18 protein-coding genes are annotated in these 23,870 nt (G+C 73.8%); 12 read left to right on the top strand and 6 right to left on the bottom strand.

Features of this window, described 5'->3' with window-relative positions; genetic code table 11:
- Window positions 1-4 precede the first annotated feature (4 nt).
- Window positions 5-877, bottom strand: a complete 873-nt coding sequence (locus AB7F12_RS20210; RefSeq protein WP_428497369.1) for a DUF559 domain-containing protein — start codon at window positions 875-877, stop codon at window positions 5-7.
- A gap of 256 nt (window positions 878-1,133) precedes the next feature.
- On the opposite strand from AB7F12_RS20210, the gene metG reads away from it, so the two are divergent.
- From metG to AB7F12_RS20155, 11 genes are all read left to right on the top strand, one after another.
- Window positions 1,134-2,924, top strand: coding sequence for a methionine--tRNA ligase (gene metG / locus AB7F12_RS20205; RefSeq protein WP_428497368.1), 1,791 nt, complete (start codon window positions 1,134-1,136; stop codon window positions 2,922-2,924).
- Window positions 2,925-2,967: 43 nt separating this feature from the next.
- Entirely contained in the window at window positions 2,968-3,858 is an 891-nt protein-coding gene (locus AB7F12_RS20200; RefSeq protein ID WP_428497367.1) for a TatD family hydrolase, read from the top strand.
- A 202-nt stretch (window positions 3,859-4,060) separates the two neighbouring features.
- Window positions 4,061-6,073: a transglycosylase family protein gene (locus AB7F12_RS20195; protein WP_428497366.1), complete on the top strand. Its 2,013-nt coding sequence runs from the start codon at window positions 4,061-4,063 to the stop codon at window positions 6,071-6,073.
- Between the two features lie 33 nt (window positions 6,074-6,106).
- Window positions 6,107-6,961 (top strand): 16S rRNA (adenine(1518)-N(6)/adenine(1519)-N(6))-dimethyltransferase RsmA, encoded by an 855-nt coding sequence (gene rsmA / locus AB7F12_RS20190; protein ID WP_428497365.1) that lies wholly within the window; start codon window positions 6,107-6,109, stop codon window positions 6,959-6,961.
- 446 nt (window positions 6,962-7,407) lie between these two features.
- Complete coding sequence (locus tag AB7F12_RS20185; RefSeq protein WP_428516761.1) at window positions 7,408-7,983, top strand: PadR family transcriptional regulator; 576 nt, start codon at window positions 7,408-7,410, stop codon at window positions 7,981-7,983.
- Window positions 7,959-9,488, top strand: a complete 1,530-nt coding sequence (locus AB7F12_RS20180) for a DHA2 family efflux MFS transporter permease subunit (RefSeq protein ID WP_428497363.1) — start codon at window positions 7,959-7,961, stop codon at window positions 9,486-9,488. Before AB7F12_RS20185 ends, AB7F12_RS20180 begins: the two co-directional genes overlap by 25 nt.
- Window positions 9,489-9,550: 62 nt before the next feature.
- Window positions 9,551-10,522 carry a 4-(cytidine 5'-diphospho)-2-C-methyl-D-erythritol kinase gene (locus AB7F12_RS20175; RefSeq protein ID WP_428497362.1) on the top strand — a complete coding sequence of 324 codons (972 nt, stop codon included), beginning with the start codon at window positions 9,551-9,553 and terminating at the stop codon, window positions 10,520-10,522.
- Window positions 10,522-12,312 carry an ABC-F family ATP-binding cassette domain-containing protein gene (locus AB7F12_RS20170; protein ID WP_428497361.1) on the top strand — a complete coding sequence of 597 codons (1,791 nt, stop codon included), beginning with the start codon at window positions 10,522-10,524 and terminating at the stop codon, window positions 12,310-12,312. The genes AB7F12_RS20175 and AB7F12_RS20170 overlap by 1 nt, the downstream gene beginning before the upstream one ends.
- A gap of 60 nt (window positions 12,313-12,372) precedes the next feature.
- On the top strand, window positions 12,373-12,780 hold the full coding sequence (locus AB7F12_RS20165) for an MmcQ/YjbR family DNA-binding protein (protein ID WP_428517967.1): 408 nt from the start codon (window positions 12,373-12,375) through the stop codon (window positions 12,778-12,780).
- Between the two features lie 298 nt (window positions 12,781-13,078).
- Window positions 13,079-14,059 (top strand): ATP-binding cassette domain-containing protein, encoded by a 981-nt coding sequence (locus tag AB7F12_RS20160; protein ID WP_428497359.1) that lies wholly within the window; start codon window positions 13,079-13,081, stop codon window positions 14,057-14,059.
- Window positions 14,056-14,892, top strand: coding sequence for an ABC transporter permease (locus AB7F12_RS20155; RefSeq protein ID WP_428497358.1), 837 nt, complete (start codon window positions 14,056-14,058; stop codon window positions 14,890-14,892). Before AB7F12_RS20160 ends, AB7F12_RS20155 begins: the two co-directional genes overlap by 4 nt.
- Here the strand turns inward: AB7F12_RS20155 and AB7F12_RS20150 are convergent.
- The 3 genes from AB7F12_RS20150 to AB7F12_RS20140 all read right to left on the bottom strand — a co-directional run bounded on the left by AB7F12_RS20150 (window position 14,874) and on the right by AB7F12_RS20140 (window position 20,587).
- Window positions 14,874-18,029, bottom strand: coding sequence for a BTAD domain-containing putative transcriptional regulator (locus AB7F12_RS20150; RefSeq protein WP_428497357.1), 3,156 nt, complete (start codon window positions 18,027-18,029; stop codon window positions 14,874-14,876). The genes AB7F12_RS20155 and AB7F12_RS20150 overlap by 19 nt on opposite strands.
- A 72-nt stretch (window positions 18,030-18,101) precedes the next feature.
- Window positions 18,102-19,151, bottom strand: a complete 1,050-nt coding sequence (locus AB7F12_RS20145) for a DUF5925 domain-containing protein (protein WP_428497356.1) — start codon at window positions 19,149-19,151, stop codon at window positions 18,102-18,104.
- An 83-nt stretch (window positions 19,152-19,234) separates the two neighbouring features.
- Window positions 19,235-20,587: a dipeptidase gene (locus tag AB7F12_RS20140; protein WP_428497355.1), complete on the bottom strand. Its 1,353-nt coding sequence runs from the start codon at window positions 20,585-20,587 to the stop codon at window positions 19,235-19,237.
- Window positions 20,588-20,625: 38 nt separating this feature from the next.
- Here AB7F12_RS20140 and AB7F12_RS20135 point away from each other — a divergent pair, with 38 nt between their 5' ends.
- The gene (locus tag AB7F12_RS20135) at window positions 20,626-22,293 is read left to right on the top strand and encodes a fatty acyl-AMP ligase (RefSeq protein ID WP_428497354.1); all 1,668 of its coding nucleotides are present in this window, start codon (window positions 20,626-20,628) and stop codon (window positions 22,291-22,293) included.
- Window positions 22,294-22,372: 79 nt separating this feature from the next.
- On the opposite strand, the gene pth is transcribed toward AB7F12_RS20135, so the two are convergent.
- Together pth and AB7F12_RS20125 are read right to left on the bottom strand one after the other, a co-directional pair.
- Entirely contained in the window at window positions 22,373-22,963 is a 591-nt protein-coding gene (pth, locus tag AB7F12_RS20130) for an aminoacyl-tRNA hydrolase (RefSeq protein WP_428497388.1), read from the bottom strand.
- Window positions 22,960-23,619 carry a 50S ribosomal protein L25/general stress protein Ctc gene (locus AB7F12_RS20125; RefSeq protein WP_428497353.1) on the bottom strand — a complete coding sequence of 220 codons (660 nt, stop codon included), beginning with the start codon at window positions 23,617-23,619 and terminating at the stop codon, window positions 22,960-22,962. The genes pth and AB7F12_RS20125 overlap by 4 nt, the downstream gene beginning before the upstream one ends.
- Window positions 23,620-23,870 lie beyond the last annotated feature (251 nt).

The raw sequence follows: 23,870 nt of genomic DNA, 5'->3' as shown, positions 1-23,870 counted from the left end.
ATGATCATGAGATTCGAACCGTGGTGTCGAACTGGCGGGATCGGAGGACGTCCGTGACGGTGCGGAGCGTCCGAGTCGGCTCGGCGAGGACGTCCTTCGGGCCGAACCGCAGGGTCATCCAGCCCAGCCGGGAGGCCGCCGCGTCGCGCTCCCGGTCCCGGATGCGGCCCTTGGCCTCCAGGTGGGTGCCGCCGTCGTACTCGATCGCGAGCCGGGCGTGCGGATAGGCGAGGTCGAAACGAGCGACCGCGACACCCGAGCGATCACGCAACAGGTGTTGGACGACCGGCTGCGGCAGGCCGCCGAGCACGAGCAGCAGGCGTAGTCGTGACTCCATCGGCGACTCGGAGCGCCTGTCGGCGAGCGCGACGACATGCTCGACCCGTCGACCGCCGCGTACACGGGGTCGGCGTCTGCCGAGGAGTACGGACGGGTCGAACGCCCACCGTGCGGCCAGCGTGTCGACGGCGACCACGGAGTCGGTGAGGCCGGGCCGTCGGGCGAGGTCCCAGGCTGTCCGTTCGGGCGAGGTCACCCGGCAGCCCCGCACGAGGACGACGTCGTCAGGGCTCACCGCCGCCCGGTGCACGAGCAGTCCGGGGTGCGGCCGGACATCGTGGTCGACCAGGACCTCAGCGGGCGCGCCTGGAGGTGCGCAGCCGGCTCCGAGCAACTCGGCCGCTGAATGACCCGCGAGGATTCCGCCGCGCCGGCTGACGAGTGCGTATGCGGCCCGCGACCGGAGCCCGAGGTCGAGATCGACCCCGGCGGGGGCATACACGTCGGGGAAGAGCCGCACGTAGCGGGTGCTGCGCAGCAACCCTCGGGTCACCCGCCCGGCGGCGATCGCGTCGGATCCCCGGAACACGGAACTCACGCGGGAAGCCTCGCCTGACGGACCCGTCCGCCGTGGGCCGTTCACGAAAGCAGACACGTCGGTTCGACAGCAGGGTCGGATGATCATGCAATTCGGACCCTCACGTCGACCCGAGCGCTCAGGGCACGACGCCGATGCATCGGCCCGCGCGGACGGCGAAGTACTTGCGGCCGTCGAACGGGCAGCCCTGGTCGATCGGGAGCGGCCGGGCAACTCCGCTCACGGGTCGGTTCCCGGCGGGGAATACGCTGGCCACATGAGCTCCCGCGTGCTGACCGCCGTTGCGTGGCCCTACGCCAACGGCCCGCGGCACATCGGCCACGTATCCGGTTTCGGTGTGCCCTCCGATGTCTTCTCCCGCTACCGGCGGATGGTCGGCGACCAGGTGCTCATGGTGTCGGGGACCGACGAGCACGGCACCCCGATCCAGGTGCAGGCCGACGCCGAGGGCCTCAGCCCGCGTCAGCTCGCGGACAAGTACAACGAGGTCATCACCCAGGACCTGCAGGGCCTCGGGCTGTCGTACGACCTGTTCACGCGGACGACGACGTCGAACCACTACGAGGTCGTCCAGAACCTGTTCCTGGCGCTGCACAAGAACGGCTACGTCGTCAGTAAGACGGCGATGGGCGCGATCAGCCCGTCGACGGGCCGCACGCTGCCCGACCGCTACGTCGAGGGCACCTGCCCCATCTGCGGTTACGACGGCGCCCGCGGCGACCAGTGCGACAACTGCGGCAACCAGCTCGACCCGTCCGACCTGATCAACCCGCGGTCGAAGATCAACGGTGAGGTCCCGAAGTTCGTCGAGACCGAGCACTTCTTCCTCGACCTGCCGGCGTTCGCGGAGTCGCTGGGTTCGTGGCTGTCGACGCGGACGGACTGGCGGCCCAACGTCCTGAAGTTCTCGGCCAACCTCGTCGAGGACCTCAAGCCGCGCGCCATCACCCGCGACCTCGACTGGGGCGTCCCGATCCCGCTCGACGGCTGGCGCGACCAGCCGATGAAGCGCCTCTACGTGTGGTTCGACGCCGTGATCGGCTACCTGTCGGCGTCGGTGGAGTGGGCGCGGCGCGGGCCCGACGCGGACGCCTGGAAGCAGTGGTGGACCGAGCCGTCGGCCGAGGCCTACTACTTCATGGGCAAGGACAACATCGTCTTCCACTCCGTGATCTGGCCGGCGCTGCTGCTGGGCCAGAACGGTGCGGGCGACCGCGGTGGCGAGCCCGGCGCGTTCGGCACGCTGAACCTGCCCAGTGAGATCGTGTCGTCGGAGTACCTGACGATGAGCGGCTCCAAGTTCTCGACGAGCCGCGGCCGCGTCATCTACGTCGGCGACTTCCTGCGCGAGTTCGGCCCCGACGCGCTGCGCTACTTCATCGCCGTCGCCGGCCCGGAGAACCAGGACACCGACTTCACCTGGGACGAGTTCGTCCGGCGCACCAACTTCGAGCTGGCCAACGAGTGGGGCAACCTCGTCAACCGGTCGATCTCGATGGCGCACAAGAACGTCGGCGCCATCCCGAAGCCGTTGGCCCCAGAGGCCGCCGACGCCGAGCTGCTGGCCGTGTCGAAGGCCGGGTTCGACACCGTCGGCGGGCTGCTGGCGCGCAACCGGTTCAAGCAGGCGGCCGGTGAGGCGATGCGCGTGGTCACCGCGGCCAACCGGTACCTGTCCGACCAGGAGCCCTGGAAGCGCAAGGACGACCCGGAGCGCCGGGACACGATCCTGCACACCGCGCTGCAGGTCGTGCAGGACGCCAACACCCTGCTGACGCCGTTCCTGCCGCACGCCTCCCAGCAGGTCCACGAGGCACTGGGCGGCACCGGCGTCTGGGCCGCGCAGCCGGAGATCCGCGACGTCGACGACCTGGGTGACGGGCCGGCCTACAAGGTGCTGACCGGCGACTACGAGACGCAGTCGGCCCGCTGGGAGTCCACGCCGATCGAGACGGGCCGCCCGCTGGCCAAGCCGTCGCCGATCTTCGCGAAGCTCGACCCGGAGCTGGGGGAGACCGGGCCGGAGTGGGCCCCGATCGAGAAGTGAGCCCGGCCCCTGTGAGCGGCTCACGACCTCGGTCCGCCGCCCGATGACGGATACCGGGGCGTACGGGCGCAGGCCGCGGCCCGAGCCGCCGGAGCCGTTGCCGGCCCCGACCGTCGACGCCCACACCCATCTCGACGCGTGCGGCTGCGTGACGGCGGCGGACGTCGCCGCGGCGCTGGACCGCGCGGAGGCGGTGGGGGTCACGCGGGTTGTGACGATCGCCGACGACCTCGACGCCGCGCGCTGGGCCGTGGCCGCCGCGAACTCCGACCCGCGGGTGGCGGCGGCGGTCGCGCTGCACCCCACCCGCACGGCGGCCGTCTCCGAGGACGACTTCGCCGAGATCGAACGCCTCGCCGCCGATCCGCGGGTGGTCGCGGTGGGGGAGACGGGCCTCGACTTCTACTGGGACCACTCCCCGCCCGATGCGCAGGAGACGTGGTTCCGGCGCCACGTCGACCTGGCGAAACGTCTCGGCAAGCCGCTCATGATCCACGACCGCGACGCGCACGCCGACGTGCTGCGCGTCCTCCGGTCGGAGGGCGCCCCGGAGACCGTGGTGTTCCACTGCTTCTCCGGTGACGCCACGATGGCGCGCGAGTGCGCCGACGCCGGGTACGTGCTGTCGTTCGCCGGGCCGGTCACGTTCAAGAACTCGCACGACCTCCGGGAGGCCGCCGCGCTGGTGCCCGAGGAGCAGCTGCTCGTCGAGACCGACGCCCCTTTCCTCACCCCGCACCCGCACCGCGGCCGGGCGAACGAGCCGTACTGCCTGCCGTGGACGGTGCGCGGGTTGGCTGCCGTCCGGGGTGTGTCCGACGAGCGGCTGGCGAGCGTCGCCGGGCGTAACGCCGAACGGGTCTTCCGGCTCGGTGAGCTGCCGCCGGTCGTGCCGGACCTCGCTCTCGGCGCGGGCGGTCGTCGCTCGGCGTAGCCGGGAGGCCGTTCGGCGCTCACAGCGTGTCGCGACAGGAAGTGGATCACCCGTGCCCGTTACGGTTCCGTGATCGCCGGGATGGGGTGACGCTCCCCAGCACACGCGGCAACGGTGGCTCGGGGCGCTCCCCTGATCTACAGGCCCTCGGGCCACCGTCACCGCAGCAGCTCCTGCCCGGTCCGTCGAGGTCTGGATTGCAGTGGTCGACGTCTCCTCGCACCTGCAACGGCGTGCCGCCCGTGCGCGCCTCGGGTATGCCTCCGACGACACTGTCGCGGACCATTTCCCCCACCCGGACGGCCCGCTCGACGACGAGCTCGACCCCCGCGCCCGCGCCGACGCGCTGCTGGCGCGGCTGACCGCGACCGACACCCCGCCCACCGGCGGCTGGTTCGCCGAGCCGCGCCGCGAGCCCTACCTGGGCTACCTCGACGACGAGTCCGACGACTCCGACGTCGAGTCGTTCTGGGCGGACGCGCGCCACGCCGTCGACACCGGCGCCCACACCTCCCCGGCCGACGCCGACGAGCAGGCCACCTACGACCCCGACGAGCCCGCGACGCGCTGGTTCCCCGTCGTCAGCTCCGAGCAGCCCGCCTACCCGGCGCTCGACGACACGTACGCCGCCTACCGCACCGACTGGTTCGCCGTCCCCGCCCAGGCGGGTCCGGTCGACGCCCCGCCGCGCACGGACCGCTTCCCCGCCGTCCGGCAGAGCCCGGCCGTACCGACCGTCGAGGCGTTCACCGGCCGCGACCGGGTCGTCGACCCGCCCACCGTCGACGGCCTGTCCGCCCTCGCGGGCCTGCCGCCCGCGGGCCGGGTCGCCGACACGGTCACCCACGAGCCCGTCGGCGACACTTTCACGCACGAGCCGGTGGCCGACACCGACGTGCAGGACGTCCGGGCCGCCGTCGCGGCGCCGGTCGCACCCGCCGAGCCCACAGCGCCCGCGGTCGACGAGCCCGCGGTCGGCGACGGGCCCGCCGCGGAGGTCGCGCCGGCCGCCGAGGCCGCGACCCGCACCCGCGCCCCGCACCGGTCCACCGCGCCGGCCGGGCTCACCGAGGCCGACGCCGCCGAGCTCGACGAGGCCACCCGCGGCCACAACCGTACGGTCGTGCGCGCCACCGCCCTCGCCGCGCTGGTGACCCTCACCGCCGGCAGCGGCACCGCGCTGGCGATGGACAAGGCCGTCACCGTGACGGTCGACGGCAAGTCGCAGGTCGTCCACACCTTCTCCGGCGACGTCGCGGGCGCCCTCGAGGCCGCCGGCATCGCCACCAACCCGCAGGACCGCGTCGCCCCCGGCCTGGGCAGCGAGGTCTCCAGCGGCGACGAGATCGTCGTCGACCGGGCCCGGCAGATCACCCTCATCGAGGGCAGCGAGCGTCGCCAGGTGTGGACCACCTCCGACGTCGTCTCCGAGGCGCTGGCCGGCATGGGGCTCAGCGCGCAGCCCATCCAGATGTCGGTGTCACCCGACTCGGAGATCCCGCTCTCGGGGATGTCGCTGATCGTCAACGTCCAGCGCACCGTGTCGATCGTCGACGGCGCGGGCGTCCCCACGCAGGTCACGACCATGGCCGGCACCGTCGGCGGGCTGCTCGCCGAGCGCGGTGTCCAGCTCGGCACCGACGACGTCGCCGCCCCGGGCCTCGACGCTCCGCTCACTGACGGCATGGAGATCCGGGTCGTCCGCAACGCGGTGAACGACATCGTCGTCACCCGCAAGATCCCGCCGCCCGAGCAGGTCGTCGAGGACCCGACGATGGCGCAGGGCAAGAAGGTCGTCGTCGACCCGGGTGTGGCGGGCGAGCAGTCCTCGGTCATGCGTGTCTTCACCGAGAACGGCAAGGAGGTCCGGCGCGAGCAGGTCAGCGCCGGCTCGACCGTGCCCCCCAAGCCGAAGATCGTGAAGGTCGGCACCAACAAGGACATCCCGGCCGCGCCCGCGGTCAGCTCGGGCGGCGCCTGGGACTCGCTGGCCAAGTGCGAGTCCGGCGGCAACTGGGCGATCAACACCGGCAACGGCTACTACGGCGGCCTGCAGTTCGACGCCCGCACCTGGGCGGCCTACGGCGGCACCCAGTACGCGCCGCTGCCGCACCAGGCCACCCGGGAGCAGCAGATCGCCGTCGCCACCAAGATGCGTGACGCCCGCGGCGGCTACAGCGCCTGGCCCGCCTGCTCGCGCAAGCTGGGCCTGTGAGCCCCGGCCGATCCGGCCGGGCATGATCTGCGGGTGAGCGACGCGAGGCTGTTGGGCCCTGCCGAGGTCCGCGGCCTCGCCGAGGACCTCGGGATCCGGCCGACGAAGAAGCTCGGCCAGAACTTCGTGCACGATCCGAACACGGTGCGGCGCATCGTGAAGTCGGCGGAGCTGACCCAGGACGACGTGGTCGTCGAGGTCGGCCCGGGGCTGGGCTCCCTCACCCTCGCGCTGCTGCCCGCGGTGGCGGCGGTGCACGCCGTCGAGATCGACCCCGTGCTCGCGCAGCGACTGCCCGCGACGGTCGCGCAGTTCGCGCCCGCGCTCGCCGACCGGCTCAGCGTCACGCCCGCGGACGCCCTGCGCGTCCACGCGGCCGACCTGCCCGGCCCGGAGCCGACGGCGATCGTCGCGAACCTGCCCTACAACGTCGGCGTGCCGGTGCTGCTGCACCTGCTCGCCGAGCTGCCCGGTATCCGCCGCGGCCTGGTCATGGTGCAGGCGGAGGTGGCCGACCGGCTCGCCGCCGCGCCGGGGTCGAAGACCTACGGCGTGCCGAGCGCCAAGCTGGCCTGGTTCGCCGAGGCCCGCCGGGCCGGTCCCGTGCCGCGCACGGTGTTCTGGCCGGTGCCCAACGTCGACTCCGGTCTGTTGTCGTTCACGTGCCGTCCGGCGCCCTCCGGCGCGGCGCGGAGCGAGGTGTTCGCGGTGGTCGATGCCGCGTTCGCGCAGCGACGCAAGGCGTTGCGCTCGGCGTTGGCGGGCTGGGCGGGCTCGCCGGCCGCGGCGGAGGTGGCGTTGCGCGCCGCGGGGATCGACCCCCTGACCCGGGCCGAGCGGCTGGGGATCGCCGACTTCGCCCGCCTCGCCGCCGCCCGCCCCGCCTGACCCTGGCCTGCCTTCCTGTCCGGGCCGGGGAGCGCCCGGCGGTGGTCCGGTGCTCGGCGGGTGGCAGGGGGCGACGCGCGCAGGCCTTCCGGGCGCAACCTCACGGTCGTGTTCGGGCGGCGGGAGGACCGTGAGGTTGCGCGCGGGATCTGTGGGGGGCTCGCGGGGGCGTGCCGGGGACGGATGGCAGCCGCGGCGTGGTCGACGTGGGGGCTCGCCGCGGGGGCATGCCGGGGCAGGTGGCAACCGCGGGGTGGTCGATCTCGGCGGTTCCCGATCGTCGTCAGGGTAGGGACCGGGTGCGTGTCCGGTTCGTCCGCAATGCCCGTGAGCTGCGGAGACTCGTCACGGAACTGTCGGTGGTGCGTGCCACCGTCGGGTGACACGAGAGGGGAGCCCGGCTTATATTCCACGCGGAATAGTTCGGCTGGAACGATCGGAGCGGAGTGAGTGCAGTGACGATGACGGCGCTCGGGACCTCTGTGCTCGCCCTGCTGTGCGAGAAGCCGATGCACCCCTACGAGATGTACCGGCTGATGCTCGACCGGCACGAGGACCGGATCGTCAAGGTCCGGCCCGGGTCGCTCTACCACACGGTGGCCCGGTTGGCCGACGCGTCGCTGGTGGAGACCGTCGGCACCGACCGCGAGGGCGGGCGCCCCGAGCGCACCACCTACCGGGTCACCCCGGCCGGCCGGGAGGCGCTGCGGTCGTGGATCGCCGAGAACCTCGGCGCCCCCGTCAACGAGTACCCCCGTTTCCCGGTGGCGCTCGGCGAGGCCCACAACCTCCCGCTGAACGAGGCGATCGCGCTGCTGCGGACGCGGATCGACGCGCTGCAGGCCGACGTCGACACGGCGGCGCCCCTGATCGCGGCGGCGACGAGCCGCACGCTCGAGGCGTACCTGCTGGACTCCGTTTACCTCATCGAGATGGCGCGAGCCGAGATCGGCTGGTTGACCCGGCTGGTGGAACGGCTCGAGACGAAGGAGCTGACATGGCCGTCGGAGGATCGGCTGTGACCGCGGGGAAGGCCCTCCCCGCAAGCCCGTGGCCCGCGCTGTGGGCGATGGTCATCGGGTTCTTCATGATCCTGGTGGACTCGACGATCGTGTCGGTCGCCACCCCGGCGATCATGTCCGACCTGGACGCCGACGTGGACGCCGTCGTCTGGGTCACGAGCGCCTACCTGCTGGCCTACGCGGTCCCGCTGCTCATCACCGGTCGCCTGGGCGACCGGTTCGGCCCGGGCCGGGTCTACCTGGTCGGTCTGACGATCTTCACGCTGGCGTCGCTGTGGTGCGGGCTCACGGGTTCGATCGGCGCGCTCGTCGCCGCCCGGGTCGTGCAGGGCCTCGGCGCGTCGCTGATGACGCCGCAGACGATGGCCGTCATCACCCGGACCTTCCCGGCCGAGACCCGTGGCCGGGCGATGAGCCTGTGGGGTGCGGTCGCCGGTGTCGCGACGCTGGTCGGCCCGATCCTGGGCGGCGTCCTGGTCGACGGCCTGGGCTGGGAGTGGATCTTCTTCATCAACGTGCCCGTCGGCGTCATCGCGTTCGTGCTCGCGGTGCGGCTGGTCCCCGCGCTGGAGACGCACGTCCACAAGTTCGACATCCTCGGCGTCGTGCTCAGCGCCATCGGCATGTTCCTGCTGGTCTTCGGGCTGCAGGAGGGCCAGGCCTACGACTGGGGCACGATCGCGGGCCCGATCTCGGTGTGGTCGCTGATCGGGGCCGGCATCGTCGTCATGGCCGTCTTCCTGTGGTGGCAGGCGCGCAACAAGGGTGAGCCGCTGGTCACGCTCGCGCTGTTCCGCGACCGCAACTTCAGCCTGGCCAACGTCGCGATCACGACGGTCGGTTTCGCGATCACCGCGATGGCGTTCCCGCTGATGTTCTACGCGCAGGGCGTCATGGGGCTGTCGCCGACGCGGGCGGCGCTGCTCCTGGTGCCCATGGCCGTGATCTCCGGCGTGCTCGCGCTGTGGGTCGGCCGCAAGACCGACCAGGTGCACCCGCGCTGGCTCGCGGGCTTCGGGATGCTCTGTTTCGCGGCGTCACTGTTCTGGGCGGGCGCCATCCTGCGGCCGGGGCTGCCGGTCTGGGAGCTGCTGCTGCCGATCGCGCTGCTCGGCGTGGCCAACGGGTTCGTGTGGGCGCCGATCGCGACGACCGCGACCCGCAACCTGCCGATGTCGAGCGCCGGCAGCGGCGCCGGCATCTACAACACGACCCGGCAGGTCGGCGCGGTGCTCGGCTCCGCGGCGATCGCGACGCTGATGGCGTCCCGCATCGCGGCCAACCTGCCCGCCGCCGCCGCGGCGGGCGGGGGCAGAGCCGAAACGGGTGTCGCGCAGCTGCCGCCCGCGCTGCACGAGGGCTTCGCCACCGCGATGGGGCAGGCGCTCTACCTGCCGGCCGCGGTGCTGCTGATCGGGTTCGTCGCGGTGGCGTCGTTCGCGGTACCGCGCCACCTGGCGGCGCGCCGGACCGCGGCGGCGCAGCCGGAGCCCGCCCCCGCCTGACACGGCCGGGCGCGTGGCCCGTCCACGGACGGCCGCGCGCCCGGGGCACGTAGTGTTGTCAGGTGCTCGCCGTCGTCCCCGTCCCGGTCACCGTGCGTGTCCCCGGGAAGATCAACCTGCATCTCGCCGTGGGCGACGTGCGTGCTGACGGGTACCACGAGCTGGTCACGGTGTTCCATGCCGTGAGCCTGTTCGACGAGGTCACGGTGGCGACGTCGGACGCCCCGGGCGTCGAGGTCACCGGTGACGGCGCGGCCGAGGTGCCCACCGACGGCAGCAACCTCGCGTGGCGGGCCGTCGAGCTCCTCGGCCGCCACGCCGACCACGACACCGACGTGAAGGTCGTCCTGCGCAAGGGCATCCCGGTCGCGGGCGGGATGGCGGGTGGCAGCGCCGACGCCGCCGGCACCCTCGTCGCGCTCGCCGGGCTGTGGAAGCTCGACCTCACCCGCGAGGAGCTGGCCGTCATGGCCGCCGAACTGGGCAGCGACGTCACCTTCGCCCTGCACGGTGGTACGGCCGTCGGCACCGGTCGAGGGGAGCGGATCGTGCCCGTCCTGTCGCGTCACCCGCAGCACTGGGTGATCGCGCTGGCCCGGCAGGGACTGTCGACGCCGACGGTGTTCGCCGAGCTCGACCGGCTGCGCGCCGCGTCCGACGGGGACACCCCGGTCCGGGCGGTCGAACCCGTCCTGGAGGCGCTCGCGGGTGGCGACCCCCGCCAGCTCGCGCTGTCGCTGGGCAACGACCTGCAGGTCGCCGCCGTCAGCCTCGTCCCCGACCTGCGCCGCACCTTGCGTGCGGGGGTGTCGGCCGGCGCGCTGGCCGGGCTCGTGTCGGGGTCGGGACCCACCTGCGCGTTCCTGTGCGACGGCGCCGACTCCGCTGTCGGGGTCGCCGCCGAACTGGCCGGCGCGGGAGTGTGCCGGACCGTCCGTGTCGCCCACGGGCCCGTCCCCGGGGCCCGGATCGTCGACGACAACGAGCCGCCGTCGGGTCCCCCGACCGGCTCCTGGCCGAAAGTGCGTGCCTGATGCCCCCGGTTCGACAGAACCTGGTCAACCTCGAGTCCGTCACCGCCCACGTCCCCGGCGACGCCTCGCGCGTCCTGCTCGACTCCGTGTCGCTGGGTGTCGAACGGGGCGAGCGGATCGGTGTCGTCGGCCTCAACGGCGGCGGCAAGACGACGCTGCTCGACATCCTCGCCGGCCGCCGGACACCGCAGGCGGGGCGGATCAGCCGCGTCGGCGGGCTCAAGCTCTCCCATCTGGCGCAGGGTGACCCGCTGCCCGCGGGCGCGAAGATCCGCGACATCGTGCTCGCCGACTACGGCGCCGAACACGAGTGGGCGTCCGACCCGCGGGTGCGCGACGTCCTCACCGGGCTCGGCGTCACCGACCTCGACCGCACCGTCGACGGCCTCTCCGGCGGCGAGAAGCGCCGCGTCGGGCTCGCGGCCACGCTCATCGGCGAGCCCGACCTCGTCGTCCTCGACGAGCCGACCAACCACCTCGACCTCGAGGGCATCGGCTGGCTCGCCCAGCACCTGCTCGGACGGCGCTGCGGCGTCGTGGTCGTGACGCACGACCGCTGGTTCCTCGACGCCGTTTGCACCCGGACGTGGGAGGTGGCGAACGGCAACGTCGAGAGCTACCTCGGCGGCTACGCGGACTGGGTCTACGCCCGCGCCGAGCGGACCCGGCAGGCCGACGCGGCGGAGGCCCGTCGGCAGAACATGGCGCGCAAGGAGCTGGCGTGGCTGCGCCGCGGGGCGCCCGCGCGGACGTCGAAGCCGCGGTTCCGCATCGAGGCGGCCGAGGCCCTGATCGCCGACGTGCCGGCGCCGCGCAACAAGGTCGAGCTCCTCGGGTTCGCGACGAACCGCCTGGGCCGCACCGTCCTCGAGCTCGAGGACGCCACCGTGAAGGTCGGCGAGCGCACCCTGCTCGACGACGTCACCTGGCGGCTCGGCCCCGGCGACCGGATCGGGATCGTCGGCATCAACGGCTCCGGCAAGACGACGCTGCTGCGCTCGCTCACCGGCGAGCGCCCCCTCGACGGCGGCCGACGCGTCCAGGGCACCACCGTCCAGCTCGCGCAGCTCACCCAGGAGCTCATCGACCTGCCGCGCGACATGCGGGTGCTCGAGGCGACCGAGGACGTCGCCAAGTTCGTGCGGCTCGGGAAGCTGGAGCTGACGGCGTCGTCGGTGCTGGAGCGGCTGGGCTTCCCCGCGGCGCGGCAGTGGACACCGGTCGGGCAGCTCTCCGGTGGTGAGCGGCGCCGGCTGCAGCTGACCCGGCTGCTGATGGCCGAGCCCAACGTCCTGCTCCTCGACGAGCCCACCAACGACCTCGACGTCGACACCCTGTCCAACCTGGAGGACCTGCTCGACGGCTGGCCCGGCACCCTCGTCGTCGTCAGCCACGACCGGTACCTGGTCGAGCGGGTGTGCGACACGGTCGTCGCGCTGTTCGGCGACGGCCGCATCACCCACCTGCCCGGCGGGATCGAGGAGTACCTGGCGCGGCGGGCCGCGGCGGGCGACGACGTCGCCACGATCGCGATGTCGGCGTCCGCGCCCAGGGCAACGCCGACGGTGTCGGCGGCCGACCAGCGCGCCGCCCGCAAGGAGGCGTCGCGGCTGGAGCGGAAGATGGAGTCGTTGTCGGCCAAGGAGTCCCAGCTCCACGACGCCCTCGCCGCCGCCGCCACCGACCCCGCGAAGCTGATGGAGCTCGGCGCGCAGCTCAAGGCGGTCACCGCCGAACGCGAGGCCGTCGAGATCGAGTGGCTGGCCGCCGCGGAGCTCGCCGAGACCTGAGGCCCGGCGGCCCCTGCGTTCTGCAGGAACGGCCCTTTCCCGCAACCCGGTTGCGGGAAAGTGCCCTTCCTGCAGCGGGTCGGGCGGGCCAGGATCGTCGGCATGGCGGTCGTCGACGACCTCCGGTCGCTCGGGGCCGGGCTGGAGCGCTCGTACGAGGTGTACGTGCGCGGCCGGCTGAAGTTCCGCGTCGGGCAGATCGTCTACGTCGCGTTCTCCCTCGACGAGACGGAGATGGGCTTCGCGTTCCCCAAGGTGGAGCGGGAGTCGCTGGTCGCGGGGGAGCCGCGGAAGTTCCGGATGCCGTCGGCGTCGGACATGCGGTTCAACTGGGTCGAGGCCGACCTCGCGGCGCTGGACGCGACCGAGGCCCGGGAGCTCGTCGTCGACGCGTGGCGCATGGTCGTCCCGCAGAAGCTGGTGCGCGCCTACGACCTCGCCCATCCCGACGGGCCGGGCCCCGGCTGAGACGGCCGGTCGACCCGGGATCAACCGATCGACCGACCCGGCGGCGCCGCCCACGCCCGTAGCGTCGAGGGTGTGCGGACGGGTCGGGGAGGGCCCCGGGGGATGCCGCACGGCGGGCCGGCCGCTGGGGGGATGGCCGGCCCGTCCTCGTCCTCACCCGGAGGCGACCCGTGACCACCACCGCCCACCGCCGGTACCGCACCGGTTGAGACGACGTCACGGTGACGTCAGAACCCGTCTCAGGTGATGTCAGCGTCGTGACAGCGCGGCATCAGCGGCGAGGATCAGAGTTCTCGGCATGGACACCGTCATTCACGTCGAGGGACTCGAGAAGTCCTTCGGCACCACGAAGGCCCTCGCCGGGGTCGACCTCAGCGCCCGGCGCGGCACGGTGCTCGGACTGCTCGGCCCGAACGGTTCGGGCAAGACCACGACCGTCCGCGTCCTCGCCACCCTGCTGCGCCCCGACGCCGGCCGGGCCACGGTCCTCGGCCACGACGTCGTCGCCGAACCCGCGGCCGTCCGCGCCCGCATCGGCCTCACCGGCCAGTACGCGGCCGTCGACGAGGCGCTCTCCGGCACCGACAACCTGATGCTCATCGCCCGGCTGCTCGACATGCCGCGCCGCGCCGCCCGCGTGCGGGCCGCGGAGCTCATCGAGCGCTTCGGGCTCTCCGACGCGGCCAAGCGCCGCGTTCGCACCTACTCCGGCGGCATGCGCCGCCGTCTCGACCTCGCGGCCAGCCTCATCGGCCGCCCCGACGTCCTGTTCCTCGACGAGCCCACCACCGGCCTGGACCCGCGGCACCGCAACGAGGTGCTCGACCAGGTCCGCGCGCTCGCCGCCGACGGCGTCACCGTGCTGCTGACCACGCAGTACCTGGAGGAGGCCGACCAGCTCGCCGACGACCTCGTCGTCATCGACACCGGCCGCGTCATCGCGAGCGGTACCCCGGCGTCGCTCAAGGCCGACGTCGGCGGGCAGCGGCTGCACGTGCGTCCGTTGCACCGCACCGACATCCCGGCCGTCTCGACGATCCTCGGCGGCCTCACCGACGAGACCCCGGTCGTCGACGCCTCCGGCGAGCTCACCGTCGCCGCGCACGAGCCCGGCCTGCTGCACGTCGCAGGCGGCCGGTTCGACGAGGCAGGCCTCGCGATCGCCGAGCTGGGGCTGCGCCTGCCCAGCCTCGACGACGTCTTCATGACCCTCACCGGCCGCACGGCGGAGGACGCCGAGAAGCAGGCCGGTACGACCGACGAGGAGGTGGCGGCATGACCACGACCGCCGTCGCACCCGGAACCAAGCCCCGCCCGCCGATGCCGATACCCGAGATCGAACGCGGTAGACACGGGCCCTCGACGCTGCGCCACGGGCTCACGCTCGCGTGGCGCGGCGTCGTCAAGACGATCCACTCGCCCGAGGCGCTGATCGACGTCACGCTGCAGCCGGTCATCTTCCTGCTGCTGTTCGTCTACGTCTTCGGCGGTGCGATCGCCGGCAACACCACCGAGTACCTGCAGTTCGCGCTGCCCGGCGTGCTCGTGCAGACCGTGGTGTTCGCGTCGGCGGGCACCGGCGTCGGGCTCGCGGAGGACCTGCACACCGGCATCTTCGACCGGTTCCGCAGCCTCCCGATCTCCCGGTCGGCGCCGCTGGTCGGCGCGATCATGGCCGACCTCGTGCGCTACCTGACCTCCGGCGTGATCATGCTGGTCCTCGGCGCGATCCTCGGCTTCCGGATGCACACCAACCCGCTCGCGGTCGTCGGTGCGCTGGGGCTGGTCATGGTGTTCGCCTTCGCCCTGTGCTGGGTGTTCACGGCGCTCGCGATGCTCGTCCGCCAGCCCCGTTCCGTGCAGGGCATCGGCGCGATGATCATGCTGCCGCTCACCTTCGGCAGCAACGTGTTCGTCCCGTCGGACTCGATGCCCGGCTGGCTGCAGGCGTTCGTCGACATCAACCCGGTCTCCAAGGTCGCCGACGCCGTGCGCGGCATGCTCACCGGCGGTCCGGTCGCCGGCCCGGCGACGACCGCGCTCATCGCCGCGGCCGTCATCACGGCGGTGTTCGCGCCGATCGCGGTGACGCTCTACCGCAAGCGGGCCTGATCCCCGGACAGGAGCCCGAGACGGTCCCGGACGGCCGCGAGGCCCTCCGGACGGGGGAGGTCCCGGCCCCGCCGCAGCGCATCATCGGCTGCGGCGGGGCCGATTGCGTTGCGGACCCCGTCGACGACCGCGACGACGTCGGGGTTGCCGTGGTCGAGCGTGCCGCGCTGGGCGAGCGCGACCCCGAGCAGCAGTCCTGCGGTGTCGGCGTCGCCCGCGGCCAGGGCGAACTGGGCGCCGTACTCGACGACGAGCGCCGCGACCGGGCCGTCGTGGCTCGCGATCGCCTCGTCGAGGGCGCGGTCGAGCGAGGCCGCGGCGGCGGGGACGTCCCCGGCGGCGACCTCGATGCGGTACCGGACGATCTCGACGAGCGCCCGCCGCTGCTCCTGCGCGAGGCCGTGCCCCACATCGCGCGCGGCCGCCGCGAGGTGCCGGCGCGCCGCGGTGAGGTTGCCCGACAGCCGTTCGACGTCGGCGAGCGTGGCCCGCGCCATCGTCTGCACCCCGAAGGGTCCCGACGCGATGTCCGCGGCGCTCGCGGCGATCTCGCGGGCCCGCTCGTGGTCGCCGCGCCGGATCCAGAGCCGGGCCTGCTGCAGCATGAGCTGCGGCAGGTCGTCGTCGTTGCCCAGCTCCGCGGCCAGCGCGATGGCCTCGTCGTAGGCGGTGGCGGCGGCGTCGACGTTGCCGGCGAGGTCCTCCAGCTCGCCAAGCGTCCCGAGCGTCATGCCCAGCCCGAAGCGGTCCCCGGTCGTCGTGAACAGCTCGTGGGCGACGCGGACGAGGCGGCGCTGGAGCTCGATGTCCCCCTCGTTCTCCGCGAGCTGGGCCCGGACCTGGGTGGCGAACGCGCGGACCCACGGATCGTCCGACGTCGCGGACACCTCGTCGAGCAGCGTGGTGTCGCCGGTGAAGCCCCGGCCCAGCGGCGCGACGAGCTGCAGCGCGGGATGGCGCGGCTCGGGTGCGGCCGCCGCCGCGGCGACGGCCTCGTCGAGGCGCGCGATCGCCGCGTCGACGTGCCCGCGCGCGATGTAGGTCAGCAGCAGGTAGGCCAGCGTGCGCGCGGCGACGGCCGGCTCGTCCGGCGGCGGGAGCTCCGCGACCTCCGCGACCCAGGTGATCGACTCCTCGTAGCGTCCCCGGATGAACCACGACCAACCCATGGCCGCGACGATCCGGTGCGCCGTCGGGCCGTCGCGACGGGTCACCGCGCGGCGCAGCGCGACACCGATGTTGCCGTTCTCGGCGCGCAGCGGCCCGAGCCAACGCAGCTGGTCGGCCCGGCGCAGGTGCGGCTCGGCGGTCTCGGCCAGGTCGACGACCCAGGCGGCGTGCGCCGCGACGACCGCGTCGGCCTCGCCCGCCTCGTCGAGACGCTCGGCGGCGTAGTCGCGGATCGTCTCGAGCAGCCGGTAGCGCGTCGGCTCCGGCCCGCCGGAGGGCACCGCCACGACCAGTGACTTGTCGACGAGTGCCGCAAGCAGGTCGAACGCGTCGGCCGGGGCAGGGCCGTCGCCGCCGGTGCAGACCTGCTCGACGGTCGCCGCCGTCGCCCCGCCCGCGAACACGCCCATGCGGCGCAACAGGGTCCGCTCGGGCTCGGCCAGCAGGTCCCAGCTCCAGTCGACGACGGCGCGCAGCGTCTGGTGCCGCGGCAGCGCGGTGCGGGCACCGGAGGTGAGCAGCCGGAACCGGTCGTCGAGACGTGCGGCGATCTCGGTGAGCGACAACGTCCGCAGCCGGGCCGCCGCCAGCTCCAGCGGCAGCGGCTGGCCGTCGAGACGCGTGCAGATCTCGGCGACGACCGGTTCCGTCGTCGCGTCCAGGACGAAGCCGGGGGCGACGGCCGCGGCGCGGTCGGCGAACAGCCGGACCGCCGCGGCGGCGGCCAGGGGCTCGACGGGGTGGAGCACCTCGCCGGGGACGGCCAGCGGCTCGCGGCTGGTGGCGAGGACCCGCAGCCGCGGCGCCGCCTCGAGCATCCGCTGCGTGAGCGCGGCGACGTCGTCGACGAGGTGTTCGCAGTTGTCCAGGACCAGCACGACGTCACGGTCGCCGAGCGCGGCCAGCAGCCGGCCGGTGACGTCGGGCGGACCGTCGTCGGGGTTGCGCACCACCAGGTCCGGCTCACCGACTGCCGCGAGCACCGTGCCGGCGAGCTGCTCCGGCCCGGTGAGCGCCGCGAGCTCGGCGACCGGGGCCTCGGCCCGTCCCCCGACGATCTCCCTGGCCAGCCGGGTCTTCCCCGCTCCTCCGGGCCCGAGCAGCGTGACCAGCCGGGCGGTGCCCAGCAGGCTGCGTACCCGCTCGATGTCCGCGTCGCGGCCCACGAAGCTCGTCAGCGCAGCAGACCCGTTGCGGGGCAGAGGCTCGGATCTCCGGCGGGTCGTGGGTGCGGGTGCGCCGCGCAGGACGTCCAGGCGCGCCCGCGCCAGCTCCGGGCCCGGGTCCACGCCCAGCTCGCCCGCCAGCCGCTCCCGCGTCCGGTCCAGCACGGCGAGCGCGTCGGCCTGCCGGCCCGTCGCGTGCAGCCCGCGGGCCAGCACGACCGCGGCGCTCTCCCGCAGGGGCTGCGCCGCAAGGAGGTCGCCGACCGCGTCGAGTCCGGCTCCGGGGTCGCCCGCGGTCAGCCCCCGCGCGGCGCGTGCCTCGACGGCCACCGCCCGCTGCTCCTCCAGCCGGGCCGCGGCGGCGTCGGCGAACGGGAGCCGGCGCACGTCGGCCAGCGCGGGGCCGCGCCACAGCCCGAGCGCCTCCGCCAACGTGGACGCCGCGACCGCCGGGTCGCCACCCGCCTTCGCGGTGGCCAGCAGGTGGCCGAACCGCACGGCGTCGACCGCGTCGGGGGCGAGGTCGAGCAGGTAGCCGCCCTGGACCGTCACGACCAGCTGCGCGCCCAGCGCCCGCCGCAGCCGCGACACCAGCGACTGCAACGCGTTGCCCACCGCGTCCGGTGACTCCTCGCCCCACAGGTCGTCGACCAGCGCCTCGGTGGTGACCGGACGGCCGGCGTCGAGCGCGAGCCGGGCGAGCAGCCCGCGCAGCCGCAGGCCGGCCGGCGCGGCGTCGCCGTCGGGGACGCCGTTCGCCGACGGCCACGCCGCCACGCTCCCGAGCACCCCGATGCGCATGGCGTCAGTCTGCCGTGCCGCGTCGGGCCGCCGCAGCGAACACCCCTGGTGGCCGGGCGAAATGAGCGCCGCTCACGACCGGTAGAGCTCCGCCAGGGTCGCGGGGCCGGGACCGTCGGACTCCCTCACGCCCAGCCATGCCGCCGACTCCGCCGCGGGCAGCGGGCCGATCTCGATCTCGGCCAGGCACCGGCCGGGACGCACGACCGCCGGGTGCAGACGGGCGACGTCCTCGTTCGTCGTCAGACAGACGAGCACGTCGAGGCCCTGGCCGAGCAGACCGTCGGTGAGGTTGAGCAGCCGCGACAGCGCCTGGCCCGAGTCCTGTTTGGCCTCGGCCCGGACGAGCTCGTCGCAGTCCTCCAGGACGATCATGCGGTGTCGCGACGGCGCAGCCTCCGCGCCGGGCCGGACCGACGCGACCTCGCCCAGCGCCACGGCCATCAGGTAGTCGGGGCGGGCGAACAGCGACTCCGGGTCGAGGATGTACTCCATGCGGCACCAGTCGCGCCACGAGCGGGCGAGTGCGCGCAGCACCGTCGTCTTCCCGGTGCCCGCGGGCCCGTGCAGCAGCACGAGGCGGCCGGTGATGTCCCCGGGCCGCAACGCCATCAGCCGTTCCAGCTCGGGGCGGGCGGCAGCGGTGTAGTTGCGCCGGATGTCGTCCCAGCCGGGGACGTCGAGCTGCCGTGGGGTGCGGGTGCCCTCGGTACGGCACGACGTCGAGTGCCAGAACCCGACGGTCACCGAGCCGGGACCCGTCGCCGGTCCGCGGCCGGAGGCGGCGGCGAGCTCGGCGACCTCGTCGGCCAGCTCGGCGGTCACCGCACCGACCCAGATCGAGGCGTTGCCGTCCGGGCGTCGGGACGCGTAGAGGGTCCAGCCGGGGCCGGTGGTGAGGTGCGCGCGGCTCAGCCCGCTGCGCACGGTGCGTCCGGGTGTCGCTCCCGGCGGGAGCAGGGTGGCGCCGTCGGGCACCTCGGCGAGGGCGACGGCCGCGCAGTGCGGTTGGGTGCCGGCGATGAAGGCGTGCTGGGCGATCCCCAGCAGCTGCGCCTCCGCGGGCACGTTGGGTGCGAAGAACTGGATGCGGCTCAGCGCCGTGTCTGATTCAAGGGTCATCGCAGCTGAGCATGCGGCGACCCGGCCGTCCGGCGCAGCAGGATCACCCCTGGGTCCCGCCCCGGGGTCGGCCACTCACCGGGTCACCCGGCCAGGGTCTGCAGGAAGTACGCCTCGGCGAGGACGCCGCGGCCGAACATGGCGAGGTCGAGGCTCTCGTCGATGCCGTGCCAGCGGGAGGCCGGGTCGCCGACGCCCGTCACCAGCACCGCGGCACCCGGGAACGTCCGCGCGAACTCCGCGATGAACGGGATCGAACCGCCGATTCCCATCTCGACCACCGGGTTGCCGTACGCGCGCGAGTACGCGGAGCGGGCGGCGTCGTAGGCGGAACCGGTGCTCTGCAGGGCGAACGGTTCCGCGACGCCGCTGCCCGGCTCCACGGACACGTGCGCCCCCCACGGCACGTGCGCGCGCAGGTGCTCGGCGAGGGTCTGCTGCGCGGCGAGGGCGTCCTCACCGGGGGCGAGCCGCATGCTCACCATCGCCCGCGCCCGCGGCAGCAGGACGTTCGAGGCGTCGGCGACCCGCGGCGCGTCGATGCCCAGGACGGCGATCGCGGGCTTGAGGTTGGTGCGGTCCGGGATCGTCCCCGAGCCGAGCAGCTCGACACCGTCGAGCAGCCCGGCGGTCGAGCGGAACGTCGCCTCGTCCATGTCGGGGGCCTCGGACTCGGTGCGCACCAGCCCGGGGACGGCGACCTCGCCCTTGTCGTCGTGCAGCGAGGCCAGGGCCTTGCACAGGGCGGTGAGCGCGTCGCCGACCGGTCCGCCGAACACCCCGGAGTGCACCGGCTGCTCCAGCATCGACACCTCGACGACGACGTCGACCAGCCCGCGCAGCGTCGTCGTCAGGGCGGGGACGTCGGTCGCGGGGTTGGCGGCGTCGGCGATGACGATCACGTCGGCGGCGAGCAGGTCGCGGTGCTCGGCCAGCAGCGCGGTGAGCGTCGGCGAGCCCGACTCCTCCTCGCCCTCGATGAACAGCGTGACGCCGACGGGCGGCGTGCCACCGAAGGCGCGCAACGTCGCCAGGTGGGTCATGACGCCGGCCTTGTCGTCGGCGGCGCCACGTCCGTAGAGGCGGCCGTCGCGCTCGGTCGGCTCGAACGGCGGGCTCGTCCAGTGCTCGTCGCCGCCGGTGGGCTGCACGTCGTGGTGGGCGTAGAGCAGCACGGTCGGCGTCCCGGCCGGGCCGGGGAAGCGGGCGACGACGGCGGGCGCCCCACCCTCGGCCTGCAGGATCTGGACGTCGGCCGCACCGGCGTCGCGCGCGAGCGCGGCGACGGCGTCGGCGCTGCGGCGGGTGTCGTCGGCATGCGTGGGATCGGCCCAGATGCTGGGGATCCGCACGAGGCGTTCGAGGTCGGCGCGCGCCGGGGCGAGCTGCGCGTCGACGGCGGCGGCGAGGGCGTCGTTCGAGAGCGGGTCGGCCACGGAGCCGGATGCTACGCGCAGGTCGTAGTCTCGGCGGTATGTCGCGGTTCCTCCAGATGCTGACGGACAGCGCGGCCCGGTCCGCCAAGGCAATGATCACCGGGGAGCCGAAGGAGCCCGTCCGCACACCGTGGCGTGACGTGCACGAGAAGGCGCGCAGGCTGGCCGCCGCGCTCAGCGCGGGGGAGGGGTCGGTCCCGGGCGTCGCACGCGGGTCCGCGGTCGCCGTCCTCGCCGCCGAGCCCGCCGTCATCGCCCCCGCCGCGCAGGCCGTCTGGCTGCTCGGCGGCAGCGTGACGATGCTGCACCAGCCGACCGCCCGCACCGACCTCGCCGTCTGGGCCGAGGACACGGTGACGACGCTCGGCATGATCGACGCGAGGCTCGTGCTGCTCGGGGCGCCGTTCGACGCGCTCGCCCCGGTCCTCGACGAGAAGGGCATCGCCTACCGGCTCCTGGCGGACCTCTCCGACGGCACCGAGCCGATCACCGTCGACGTGACCGTCGCCGACGAGGACGACACCGCGCTGCTGCAGCTCACGAGCGGCTCGACCGCCGACCCGAAGGCCGTGCGGATCACCCACCGAAACCTGTTCGCCAACATCACCGGCATGGTCGCCGCGGCCCAGCTCGACACCGAGCGCGACGTGATGGTGTCGTGGCTGCCGCTGTTCCACGACATGGGCATGGTCGGGTTCATGACCGTCCCCATGGTCACCGGCCTCGAACTGGTCACGGTCACGCCCCTCGACTTCCTGACCCGCCCGCTGCTGTGGGCCGAGCTGATCTCGAAGTACCGCGGCACCGTCACCGCCGCCCCCAACTTCGCCTACGCGGTCCTGGCCCGCCAGCTCGCCCGCGCCGAGGAGGGCTCCCTCGACCTGTCGTCGATGCGGTTCGCGCTCAACGGAGCCGAGCCCATCGACCCCGACGCCGTCATCGCCCTCACCGACGCCGGCGCCCGGTTCGGGCTCGGCGCCGACTCCGTCGTCTGCGCCTACGGCATGGCCGAGACCGCGCTCGGGGTGTCGTTCGCACCGTGCGACACCGGCATGGTCATCGACCACGTCGACGCCGAATGGCTCGAGGAGAAGCGCCACGCGCGGCCCGCGCTCTACGGCCCCAGCCGCCGCTTCCCCCGCCTCGGCCCGCCGCTGCCCGGCATCGAGGTGCGGGTCGTCGGCGACGACGGGACCGTCCTGCCCGAGCGCGGGGTCGGGATCCTGCAGCTGCGCGGCGAGTCCGTGACGCCCGGGTACCTCACCGTCGACGGGCCGCGCCCCGCCCAGGACGCCGACGGCTGGCTCGACACCGGCGACGAGGGCTACCTCGCCGGGGTGGAGGTCGTCGTGTGCGGGCGGCGCAAGGACGTCATCATCATGGGCGGCCGCAACATCTACCCCACCGACATCGAGCGCGCCGCCGCCCTCGCGGCCGACGTGCGGGCGGGCAACGTCGTCGCCGTCCGGCTGGAGGCGGGCTCGGGTCGCCACCGCGAGTCGTTCCTGGTGGCCGTCGAGTCGCGCCGGGCCGGTGACCCGGCCGCGGAGGACGTCATCCGCAAGGACGTCACGTCGAAGGTCGTCGCGGCCTGCGGGGTGCGGCCCGCCGACGTCGTCGTCCTCGCGCCGGGGACGCTGCCCAAGACGCCGTCGGGCAAGCTGCGCCGGTCCGCGACGGGGGACCTGATCGCGGCGCGCGCCTGACCCCGCCCCGACATGCAGGAACGGCACTTTCCCGCAACCCGGTTGCGGGAAAGTGCCGTTCCTGCAGAAGAGGGAGAGCTCAGCCCGACAGCGCGTGGAACCTGTTCTGCGTCGGTTCCAGCCCGTCGGACAGCAGGGCCTCGGCCGCGTCGGCGGCCAGGTCGACCGCGAACTCCAGCTCCTTGGCCTCGACCGAGGAGAACCGCTTGAGCACGAAGTCCGCCGGGTCCTGACGGCCGGGCGGACGCCCGATGCCGAAGCGGACCCGCAGGTAGTCGCGGGTGCCGCACGACTGGCTGATGGAACGCAGCCCGTTGTGCCCGCCCTCGCCGCCACCCTGCTTGAGCCGGATGACGCCGAACCCGAGGTCGAGGTCGTCGTGCACGACGACCAGCTCGGTCGCGGGGACGGAGAAGTAGCGCAGCAGCCCGGCGACCGGCCCGCCCGAGACGTTCATGTACGTCCGGGGCTTCGCGAGCACGACCTTGCGGCCGGCGAGCCGGCCCTCCAGCACGTCGGCGTTGCTCTTGTGCTTCGAGAACCGGCCACCGCCGGCCCGCGCCGCCAACAGCTCGACGACGCGGAACCCGACGTTGTGCCTGGTCTCGGCGTACTCGGGGCCGGGGTTGCCGAGCCCGACCACCAGGGCGGGGCCCGGCACGGCTGTCAGCCCTCGGAGGAGGTGGAGCCGCCCTCGGCGGCCGGGGCGGCCTCGGCGGAGGCGGGGGCGTCCTCGACCACGCCGGCACCCTCGGTGTCGATCTCGCCCTCGAGGTCGGCCTCGGTGGGCGAGGCGACGACGTTGACGACCAGGGCCTCGGGGTCGGTGCGCAGCTCGACACCCTCGGGCAGCGGGACGCCGCCGGCGAGGAACTGGGTGCCGATCGCCGCCGCCTCGACCGAGACCTCGATCGACTCGGGGATGTTGAGGACGTCGGCCTCGACCTCGATGGTGTTGAGCTCCTGGGTGATCATGCTGCCGGGCTGCGCGTCGCCGGCGACGACGACCTGCACCTCGACGACGACCTTCTCGCCACGCTTGATGACGAGCAGGTCGACGTGCTCGATGTACGGGCGGATGGGGTGCACGACGACGGTCTTGGTCAGCGCCAGCTGCGGGGTGCCGCTGATGTTGATCTCGAGCACGGCGTTACGGCCCTGGTCGCGCACGACGCGGGCGAACTCCAGCGACGGCAGCGCGAGGTGCTGCGGGTCGGTGCCGTGCCCGTAGAGGACGGCGGGGATCTTGCCGGCACGACGGGTGCGACGGGCGGCGCCCTTGCCGAACTCGGTGCGGGTCTCGGCGTCGATACGGGCCTGGGCCACGGGACTACTCCTCGATACGAACGCGGTGTGTGTGAGCGCGCGGCGAGGAAGGCGTGGAACCGGTCGGACCGGTCCAGCGTCGATCACGGCGGGCTCACTGTCCGCCCGCCCTCGCCGCGGAACTGTCCGAGAGACTACGCCGCACCGCACGGACCCCGCTGCCCGGGTCGGCCCCGCGCAGCCCCCGGACCGCGACCGGGTCGGCGCGTCCCCGTGACACGCCGGGGTGAAGGCCGCGAGCGGCGTGTCGG

Origin of the sequence: Pseudonocardia sp., from assembly GCF_050250275.1 — a bacterium.
In the GTDB taxonomy this organism is placed as follows: domain Bacteria; phylum Actinomycetota; class Actinomycetes; order Mycobacteriales; family Pseudonocardiaceae; genus Pseudonocardia.
Note: the sequence above shows the minus strand (reverse complement) of the source record. Positions and strands in the feature narration are given on the sequence as shown.

Excerpts from the sequence above, each read along its gene's own strand:
- metG (WP_428497368.1), top strand. The coding sequence starts at position 1,134 with ATGAGCTCCCGCGTGCTGACCGCCGTTGCGTGGCCCTACGCCAACGGC.
- AB7F12_RS20200 (WP_428497367.1), top strand. The coding sequence starts at position 2,968 with ATGACGGATACCGGGGCGTACGGGCGCAGGCCGCGGCCCGAGCCGCCG.
- AB7F12_RS20180 (WP_428497363.1), top strand. The coding sequence starts at position 7,959 with ATGGCCGTCGGAGGATCGGCTGTGACCGCGGGGAAGGCCCTCCCCGCA.
- AB7F12_RS20170 (WP_428497361.1), top strand. The coding sequence starts at position 10,522 with ATGCCCCCGGTTCGACAGAACCTGGTCAACCTCGAGTCCGTCACCGCC.
- AB7F12_RS20160 (WP_428497359.1), top strand. The coding sequence starts at position 13,079 with ATGGACACCGTCATTCACGTCGAGGGACTCGAGAAGTCCTTCGGCACC.
- AB7F12_RS20155 (WP_428497358.1), top strand. The coding sequence starts at position 14,056 with ATGACCACGACCGCCGTCGCACCCGGAACCAAGCCCCGCCCGCCGATG.
- AB7F12_RS20150 (WP_428497357.1), bottom strand. The coding sequence starts at position 18,029 with ATGCGCATCGGGGTGCTCGGGAGCGTGGCGGCGTGGCCGTCGGCGAAC.
- AB7F12_RS20145 (WP_428497356.1), bottom strand. The coding sequence starts at position 19,151 with ATGACCCTTGAATCAGACACGGCGCTGAGCCGCATCCAGTTCTTCGCA.
- AB7F12_RS20135 (WP_428497354.1), top strand. The coding sequence starts at position 20,626 with ATGTCGCGGTTCCTCCAGATGCTGACGGACAGCGCGGCCCGGTCCGCC.